This is a genomic window from Salinisphaera hydrothermalis C41B8 (assembly GCF_000732535.1).
Lineage (GTDB): Bacteria > Pseudomonadota > Gammaproteobacteria > Nevskiales > Salinisphaeraceae > Salinisphaera > Salinisphaera hydrothermalis.
This window is the reverse complement of sequence record NZ_APNK01000063.1, coordinates 1-9,008: the sequence shown is the minus strand read 5'-3', so window position 1 is coordinate 9,008 and position 9,008 is coordinate 1. Positions and strand designations below refer to the sequence as shown.

Here is a 9,008-nt window from a genome sequence, read left to right as displayed (position 1 = left end):
TCACCCAAGAGCGCGATTATGAGCTGAAAACTTGAAAATCCTAGAGGGATGTTCGGGTCTTGCTATGTGCGCGTATTTTTTTGAGTGGCTTTTCCTGTCTGGAGGGTTCGCTCCCGCTAACAACTGCTTTGAGTCAGCGCAGCAATTCCCCTGACTCGACGACCCCGAAAATCCACATTGTTCGCAGCAACCGGCGGGGTACGGCGTCGACGGTCGCGCCAGCGGCTATCTAGATTCGGCATACAGAATAGGGCGCATCGGCCCGAAAGCCTTGGGCGAGGTGCTTCACGGAAGCAGGCATTAACTGTCCTGTTCCGGACTGATCTGCCGATCCGGGCGTCGAAATGCGCTCAGCTTGAAGCGTCAGATTGATCCCGCAGTTGTGCCGCCATCCGGCGCGCTTCCTGAATGGGCCAGACGTGGCCTTCACGCATCGCGGTGATGACGGCGCCGTCGAGTAGCATGACCCACTGGGTCGCCTGCTTTTTAACATCCGTGTGGCCGGCGGCCCGCAGGGATTCGGCGATCCGTTCGATCAACGCGTTTTTGTGTTGGATGGCGATCTGGTGCCAGGGGCTGTTCCGGTCCGCGGCTTCCACCATGGCGTTGATGAACGCACAGCCCCGGAAGTCGTTTTCGGCGTAGCGCGCGGCCATCGCGTCGAACAGCGCAAGGGGTTCGCCATCACAGGCGTCGAGAATGTGATCGAACATTTCGCGCCACGCTGCATCACGCCGCGCCAGTACGGCGCTGACCAATGCCTCCTTGCTCTCGAAATGGCGATAGAACGACGCGCGTCCGACGCCGGAGTCTTGCAGCAGGCGATCGATGCCGATGGCCTGAATACCGTAGCGATAAAACAAGGCCTCGGCGGAATCGAGTAGGCGTTCTCTCGCTTGAGTCGGCATGTCGCCACATTAATTCAGAAAGGGCCATATTGGAACCGATCGGTTCCGTCCTGTATAAACGGTACTGATCGGTTCCGTTAGTTCGCGAGATGGGAAACCGCTTATGGCCACAGCGATGACTTCGCTCGTAATAACCGCAGCGCTTGTACTCGGTTCGCCGGGGCCGGCGCCCGTCGCGCTCGCGGCGTCGAGCGCAACGTTCGGGCTGCAGCGTGCGCTGCCGTTTTACTTCGGCATCATGAGCGGCCTCGCGCTCGCCGCGTTGGCTTCGGCCGCGGGGCTCGGGGCCTTGTTCAGCCACTTTCCAAACCTCCGGCGTGTTCTGGAAGTCGTTGCTGCGCTCTACATCATCTATCTCGCCTACGGGATCGCCACGGCTTCGCCACCAAGTGATCCATCAGATGCCGGCGGTGCGCCGCGCTTTCGAGACGGCATGTTGCTCAACGTGATTAACCCCAAGAGCTACGCGGCTTTCCTCGCCATTTTCTCGCAGTCGATCCTACCGCTCGCTTCGCCGCTCTGGGCCTATGGCCTGACCGCGGCAACATGCCTTGCGGTGGCCGCATCGACCAACATGTTCTGGATGGCGAGCGGTCAGCTGCTCACGTCCTGGCTACGTCGTCCGGGTGCGGCACGCGTGATACGCGGCGTGCTCGCCACGGCCATGGTCGCGGCCGTGCTTTGGGCGATGTTCGGGTAATAGGGGCTTCGGGGCCTGATTACGGGTACGCGCACTGACTTGCCCGCTGGGTAGCCGCCTCCTCGAGTAATTGCCCGCCCGTCGAAGCTGCATCCTGGGCAGGCAGGCCAATAGCTCGATCGAATGGTTCCGGACATGCGAATCGGCCGCGACAGCCGGCGGGTTGGGCGTCGGCGGTCGGGCCAGTAGCCGCTCGTCTATAGGTGCGGAATGTCGCTGGCGGCGCTTCGGGCTTGGATGCGTTGGCCTGTTTTTAGATCTCTCGATGGGTTAGCGCTGATCGGCGGGCTATTCAGGTCGAGATCGCTTGGAGCCGTCGTTTGTAACCACTCGCTAAACGTCTGATCCGTATTGTGAGTGGACTGTGCGCATCGATGAACGCGATTCGCTCGAAAACGTACGGTTTGATTTGATGCGGTGTCCGGCCGTACGTTCGTTACTTTCGGTGTTTGTATACCGAGGCATACTCGGTGGGTCGTATCAATGACCCCGCAAGCCGGGTGTTGCCCGTCGTGAGTAAAAACGAGGAGATCATGGTCCCGCAGGAATTGGCACAGGAGTGTGCCGGCAAGCCGCTCGAGCCGGTGGATTATCAAGTCGTGCGCAAGAACGTGGAGTTTGCGCTTTCCTATCTGGACCGCGCGGCGCGTGAGGCGGTTGACCGCGGCTTGGCGGGCAGCTCGGTGGATAGCCTTGATCAGGTGCGGGCGCGGCTCGAAACCCTGGTCGACGAACTCCAGCTTGGCGAGCACTTTGGCTCGCCGGGGTAGGTGCCGATCCGCTGTTTAGCCGCCTGGCATAAGGTCGCTCACGGCAACATGCTGGGTGCGGAGCGTCGATTAAGGCTCGGCTGTTCGGGCCGTGCCGGCCGACGCAACTCGTAGTTGGCCGTCCTCGATCGATGCCTGGCTGCCTGGCCGCCACGCCGTATTCATGTGCTCGTGGCTCATGGGGAGCCCGGCGTAGAGCGGCGTGTCGCCCAGCCATTCCGCGAAAATCTCGCCGAGCGAGTTCAGGCCGTCGGCCAGTGTGCAGTCGCTGAACGCACCAACGCAGACGGCGCGTAGCCGGTCGGTGTCGATGGCATCCATCAGTTGCTGAAAACTGCGCTCGAGGCGGAATTCGGCTTCGCCTATATCTTCCAGCAGTAGAATCGCATCCTGTTCCAGGCGCAGGGCCGTGGGCGTGCCGGCCATGCAGGCCAGCGTGGTGAGATTGCCGCCGACGAGCTGGCCGGCGACGGGCACAGTGGGGCCGGCGAGATGCGTGAGCGCCCAGGTGCTTGGGCGGTTTTGCAGCCGGTCGACGACCGACGCCATGGCGGCGGCTCGTGCGTCCTGTGCCTCGGCGGTCTCGCCGGGCGACGCCAGCTGGGTGGCGACCGGGCCGTGAATGGCCGCGCGCCCGTGCTGGCGAAAGGCTTCGAGCAGCATGGTGATATCGGAGAAGCCGATCAGCGGGACGTCGGTCGAAATCCGGGCCCAGTCGATACGGTTCACGAGGTGCGCGCTGCCGTAGCCGCCGCGCAGGCACCAGACGGCGGCGACGCCGGGGAGCTCGAACGCCGCGTGCAGGTCGGCCAGACGCGCGTCGGCGGTGCCGGCCAGATAGCGATGATGATCGCGGGCATGCGTGCCCAGATGAGCGTCGATGCCGGCGGCGGCCAGCACGGCAAGCGCGGTATCGATGCGCTCGTCCTGCACGCCGCCGGCCGGGGCGATCAGGGCGATGCGCTGGCCGGCGAGCGGCGACAGTGCCTCGGCCAGGCGGGCAAACGGGGCGCCGAGCGGTGCGGTGTTAGAGGTCATGGGTGTTGATGCGTCCGCCCAGCCGCTCGACGGCCATGTCGCGCAGGTGCTGGTGATGGGTGAAGAACAGAACCTGGGTCTTTTCGGCCAGCCCGGCCAGTGCATCCAGTCCGGCCATGGCGCGGTCGTCGTCGAAGTTGATGAACAGATCGTCGGCGACCACCGGCAGGGCGGCCGCGCGCTCAAGATAATCCTCGATCGCGGCGATGCGCAGCGCCAGATAAAGCTGGTCGCGCGTGCCTTCGCTCATGCCGATGGGCGCGACCCGCGAGCCGTCGGGGCGCACGCCCACGATCTGCAGTTCGTCGCGCTCGTCGAATTCACCGGCCAGCCGTTCGAAGGAGCCGCCGGTGAGCTGGTTCATGAGCACCGAGCCGCGTTCGATCAGCGGGCGCTGTTTGTCCATGGCATAACGCTGGCCGGCCCATTTCAGTAGCAGTGCGGCGGGGCCGACGCGCAGATAGCGCTCGGCGGCGTCCTGCATATCGGCCAGGGCGGTCTGGCGTTCGGCGGCGGCGGTGACGGCGCGATCATCGCCGCCGATGGCGTCGAACGCGGCCTTGGCTTCGTTGCGGGCATCGCGCGCGGGGCCGAGGTCGGCGTCCACGTTGTCGATCTGGTCAGACAGGGCATCGATCTGTTCACGCAGCGTATCGAGATCGCTTGCCTCGACCGCGGCGATGAGATCGTCGATCGACTGGCCGTCGCCTTGGTCGGTAAGCGTTTCGGCGGTGGCGGTGTGCTCGGCGATCAAGGCCTGGCGCCTTTCGGCGCGCGCGATGATCGCTTCCAAAGCGTCCGGATCGGCGACGCCAGCCTGCCGGCAGAGCCCGTCGAGCCGGCGCTCGGCCTCGGCGCGGGTCTGTTCGTGTTGGGCGATACGCTCGCGATGGACCGCCAGATCGGCTTGGCGTGTCTGCAGGCGTTCGTACTGCGAGCGGGTATCGCGCAGGGCGGCCGTCAATCGCTGTACGGTCTGCTCGCCGGGTTCGTCGTCGGTGGCGCTGCGGCCGGTGGCCTCGAGAATACGGGCGAGTTCGGCCTCGAAGCGCGACCGGCGCTCGTCGAGATCCTGCTGTTCGGCGGCGAGCTCTCGCGCCTGGCGGGCGTGTTGGCGGCCGGTTTCGATGACGTCGAGCGCGGCCTGGCCGGCCTGGGCATCGAGCGATGCGTCCAGCCCCAGTTCGTCGAGCGCGGCGCGCCAGTCGCGTTGCCAATCGGCCAGCGTGGCGTCGGCCTGCTCGCAGGTACTTTGGAGTGCTTCGATACGACGGGCCTGCTCGCCCCGTTCACGATCGAGCCGCTGGCGGTCGTCGTGCTTGCGATGCTCGCGTTCGACCCGCCGGCGGGCATGTTCGATCAGCACGGCCAGCGAGGCGTCGGCGATCTGGCTTTCGTCCACGCCAAGCGAGACGAGATACGGCTGCGCGTGGTCGCGATGCGCGGCGATGCGCTCGGCCAGATCGTCGCGCTTGGCTTCGGCGTCGATGCGATCGGCGCGGACGGCCAGCGCGGCGTCGCGCCGATCAAGCCAGTCGCGCATGGCGGCCGGGCTGGCGGGTTCCAGATCGGCCGAGGTCCACAGCGCGGTCCATTCCATCTGCAGGCCGTCGAGCCGTGTACGGGCGTCGTCGCGTCGGGCGGTAGCCTGTTCCAGTGCCTGTTCGCGCTCGGCGACATGGCGTTGGCGCTCGGCATCCTGCGCGATGGCTTCGGCCCGCTCGAAGCGGGCATCGGCCAGCGCGTCGGCCTCGCGCGTGGTGCGCTCGAAGGTTTCCACCGGGTTCTTTTCGGCGGCGGCGTCCAGTTTGGGGGCATCGGCCTCGTCGAACAGGTCGCGCTCGCGTTGTTCGACATAACGACGCCGTACGAGCTGCCAGCAGGCATCACGTTTTTCGCGCGTCGCGGCGAGGCTGTCGGCGCTCGGCAGGGCTTCGTCGGCACGACGGCGGGCGAGCGCATCGCGCGCGCGTTCGACTTCGTCGCTGAGTTCGTCGACGCGGGCCTGCTGTTGTTGGCGGCTCTCGCGGGCGGTGTCGATGGCGGCTTCGAACTCGTCGATGCGATCGCGTGCGGGCACGTGCAGTGTGGCCAGCGCCTCGATATCCGCCACGGCCGGCTGCATCGCCGCCAGCCGGCGGGCCAGATCGCGCTCCAGCCGGTCCACATTAGCCTGGGCGTTGCGCTGTTCGGATTCGAGATCGCCTTCACGGGTACAGGCGGCCAGCCAGGCGTCGAGCGCGGTGGTGTCGGCGGCGCCGCCCAGCGCGTCGGCCTCGGCAGCGAGCCGGGCGTCGGTTTCGCGCGCCGTGTTCAGATTGTCGGTGGCGTGTTCCAGGCTCTGGCGGTGTGTTGCCTCGGCGGCGGCCAGCCGCCGGGCCTGGGCAAGCGCGGCGGCGGTCGGCCATTCGCTCGTTTCGTCGGGCCAGCCGAGTTCGCGGCGCGCGTGGGCGAGCGCTTCGGCGAGATGCGCCTGTTCGCGCTCGATCTCGGCGCTGCGCTCGCGATCGGCGGTGATCCGGCCGCGTTGTTCGGCCAGACGCTCGATCGCCTCGCCGGCTTCGCGCAGCGCCGGGTCGTCGGCCAGCGTCGCGATTTCGGCGTCGATCCGCTCGATCTGGTCTTCGATAGAGGCAATCGCGGCGTTGGCCGATTCGATTGTCTCTTTGGCCTGCTCGAAGGTCGCGCGGGCATCGGCATGCAGAGCGGGCGTGTCGCCGAGATCGGCCAATTCAGCCTCGATCTCGCGATAACGACGGGCCGGCTGGGCCACACGCCGGATGCGTTCGAGTTCGCGCCATTGATGGCTGAGCCCGCGGCGCTGTTCGGCCAGCTCGTTGTAACGCGCTTCGGCGGCTTCGAAGGCTTCGCGCTTGCTGCGCCAGTCGCCGACCGTGACCTCGTGTTCGCGGATATCGGCGTCGGCCGCTTTCAGGCGCGCTTCGGCCTGGTAATAACGCCGGTTCTGGGAGGCGTTCGGCGACCACAACGCATCGGCTTCGGCCACCAGCGCATCGCGTTCGGCCAGCACGTCGGCCAGGCCGGAACCGGCCGAGAGCAGGGCCGTATCGGCGTTGGCATCGGCAGCGGCCAGGGTCTCGCCGCCGGCGCGCAGGCCGTCGTGGTCCAGGCTGAACATGCGGGTGAAGAACGCGCGATCGGCACCGGCGAGCTGGCGTTCCAGGTCGGTGTCGAGCCCGTTCGCGGGGTCGCCGTTGGCGTCCAGCAGGGTGTTCTTGCGGCCTTTCTTGCGAATGGCCGCGATTTCGGTGTCGTCGGCTTCGATACGCGCACCGATGCGCAGCGCGTTGTAGGCGTGCAGGAAATTCAGCGGCGTCTGCGTGGGAAAACCGAACAGGAAATCGCCGACCGCGCTGCGCGCCGTGGATTTGCCGGCCTCGTTGGCGCCGAACACGATATGCAGATCGGTGTTACCCGGCGTGAAGACGAGGCGTCGCTCGGTGAAGTGGCCGTAGGCAAGCAGGTTCAGCTCTGCGAACCTCACGAGGCGTCCTCGTCGGCGGCCAGCCGCGACAACAGATAATCGCCCGCGCCATCGATGAGCGCGGCTGTATCGCCGTCGATGGCGGCGCGTAAGAGGGCGTCGTCGGCGTCGGTGCGAATTTCGTGCGGCAGACGTTCGGCCAGCTTGCGCACGTCTTTTTCGATCATCTCGCGAATATCGGCGTCGTTGCGAGCGTCGTCGAGCAGCCGCTGCAGTTCGCCGAGCGCGTCCTGGCGGGCGCGCCGGGTGGCCGCATCCAGCGCCGGCGCCGTAGCCAGCCGGACTTTTTCTACATACACCGGCGTGCCGCCCAGACCGGCCGCGGCTGCCCGCGCCTCGGCGAGCAGTTGTTCGGGGGCGGCGACGAGGCGATCGTGCAGGGCGGTGGTGCCGGTCAGGCGCAGACGGATGGCCAGCAACCGGCCATCGGCGGCCTCGACGCCGGTTTCGATGGCCTCCCGCATGGCGGCCGTCACGTCGTTGAAATCGTTGGCGTTCGAGACATCGACCTCGGCGTGCTGCCAGCGCGCGACGTCGCAGTGGATGGCGCGCAGCTCGGCCACGCGCCCGTCCTCCACGATCACTTCATAGGCGCTTTTGGCGCCGGTCTCGCGAATCGAGCGGCCCTGGAGGTTGCCGGAGAACACCACGTACGGATGCTGGGCCAGCACTTCTGCGCCGTGGACATGGCCGAGCGCCCAGTAGTCGTAACCCTTGGCCGTCAGCTCGTCGAGCCCGCACGGGGCATAGTTTTCGTGCCCGCCCAAGCCGCCGAGCCCGGTATGCAGCAGCCCGATGTTGAAGGCGCCGGGCGTGGGCGCCGGATAGCCGGGCACCAGATTGTCGGTGGTTTTCTGGCGGGCATAGCTCATGCCGTGGAGAGCCACGCCCAGCTCGTCGATGGCACGGGTTTCGGCGTGCTCGTGCGAGAACACATGCACGTTGTCCGGCAGCGAGAGACTGCGCGTCATCTGGTTCTGTGCGTCGTGGTTGCCGTGGATCAGATAGACCGGGATCGCGGCGCTATTCAGGCGATGCATCTGGCGCACGAAGAACACGCCGGTCTGATAGTCGCGCCAGTCCCCGTCGTACACATCGCCGGCGATAACGACGAAATCCACCGCGCGCTCGATGGCGGCATCGACCAGCGCCGTGAGCGCTTCGCGGGTTGCCAGCCGCAGCTGTTCCGCCACCCCGGGTACGTCGTCCGACAGGCCGCGCATGGGGCTGTCGAGGTGAATGTCGGCGGTGTGGATGAAGCGGAAGGAACTCAAGGCGGCGGACCGGGGCGGTGCATCGGCAATTCGGGCATCTTATCGGCTGTGGGCGATTCGCCCAATCGGTTTGGGCCTGTCTTTTGGTGTGCTCGGTGAGAGTACGCGAGGTATCGACCGGCGTTCGTTCCGCTTGCAACGTCGACTCGAACCGCGGGGCTTGCTGCGCTGTGGTTTCGCACTGATGTGCGAGTTACTTTCGTTTGCTTGTCCAAACGAAAGTAACCAAAGGAAAAGACACCCGCATCGGCGCCGGCTTTGCCGTGCCGTACGAGGCGAGGAGCAGGGTTTCCCGGCGTAGCCGGGATGCGACCGCCGGCGTTCGGCGCGAGCCCCGCGCCACGACTCGTCCGGTTCGACCCGCCGAAGGTCGCATCCCACAGCTTCGCTGCGGGAAAACCCTGCTCCGCTTCTCGGGGCGACACTCCGATGCTCGCGTCGACGGGATGCGGCCAGAACTCGCGTCGCTTTGGCGGCCCTCAGACAGGCTGGCCGCACCGGCGCATGCGCCGGACACCCGTCGCCGCTGCGCGTCTCCGTCGCCTCAGACGGGAGGTAATACAAACCCATCGCCCAAGCATCACGAGGACTCCGACCTGTCGCGGGCCCGCGCTGTATTGGGTTCCCTTGCGGAGCGCCGAGCAGCACAGCCGAGACGGGATGAAGCAGCCGGCTGTTTGAGCGTCAGCGAGTTCCGGCTGCGCCCGGCTCGGCGAGCAGCGCAGGGTATCGATGCGCAGCATCGACGCGTAGATAGGGTGTCGTTTCCTTTGCTTCCTTTCGTTTGGACAAGCAAACGAAAGGGAGTCGCGC

At 66.3% G+C, this 9,008-nt stretch carries 6 protein-coding genes; 2 read left to right on the top strand and 4 right to left on the bottom strand.

Annotation, left to right across the window (positions count from 1 at the left end):
• Window positions 1–350: 350 nt before the first annotated feature.
• The gene (locus C41B8_RS18790; protein WP_037341803.1) at window positions 351–908 is read right to left on the bottom strand and encodes a TetR/AcrR family transcriptional regulator; all 558 of its coding nucleotides are present in this window, start codon (window positions 906–908) and stop codon (window positions 351–353) included.
• Between the two features lie 103 nt (window positions 909–1,011).
• On the opposite strand from C41B8_RS18790, the gene C41B8_RS18785 reads away from it, so the two are divergent.
• The gene (locus tag C41B8_RS18785) at window positions 1,012–1,608 is read left to right on the top strand and encodes a LysE family translocator (protein ID WP_037341801.1); all 597 of its coding nucleotides are present in this window, start codon (window positions 1,012–1,014) and stop codon (window positions 1,606–1,608) included.
• A gap of 470 nt (window positions 1,609–2,078) precedes the next feature.
• On the top strand, window positions 2,079–2,378 hold the full coding sequence (locus C41B8_RS18780) for a hypothetical protein (RefSeq protein WP_156962599.1): 300 nt from the start codon (window positions 2,079–2,081) through the stop codon (window positions 2,376–2,378).
• 69 nt (window positions 2,379–2,447) lie between these two features.
• Here C41B8_RS18780 and C41B8_RS18775 read toward each other — a convergent pair whose 3' ends face one another.
• From C41B8_RS18775 to C41B8_RS18765, 3 genes are read right to left on the bottom strand one after another with little or no spacing between them, the layout of a single operon-like run.
• Window positions 2,448–3,416 (bottom strand): S66 peptidase family protein, encoded by a 969-nt coding sequence (locus tag C41B8_RS18775; protein ID WP_051883781.1) that lies wholly within the window; start codon window positions 3,414–3,416, stop codon window positions 2,448–2,450.
• The gene (locus C41B8_RS18770) at window positions 3,406–6,921 is read right to left on the bottom strand and encodes an ATP-binding protein (protein ID WP_037341797.1); all 3,516 of its coding nucleotides are present in this window, start codon (window positions 6,919–6,921) and stop codon (window positions 3,406–3,408) included. The genes C41B8_RS18775 and C41B8_RS18770 overlap by 11 nt, the downstream gene beginning before the upstream one ends.
• Window positions 6,918–8,195 (bottom strand): metallophosphoesterase family protein, encoded by a 1,278-nt coding sequence (locus C41B8_RS18765; RefSeq protein WP_037341795.1) that lies wholly within the window; start codon window positions 8,193–8,195, stop codon window positions 6,918–6,920. The genes C41B8_RS18770 and C41B8_RS18765 overlap by 4 nt, the downstream gene beginning before the upstream one ends.
• Between the last annotated feature and the right edge of the window lie 813 nt (window positions 8,196–9,008).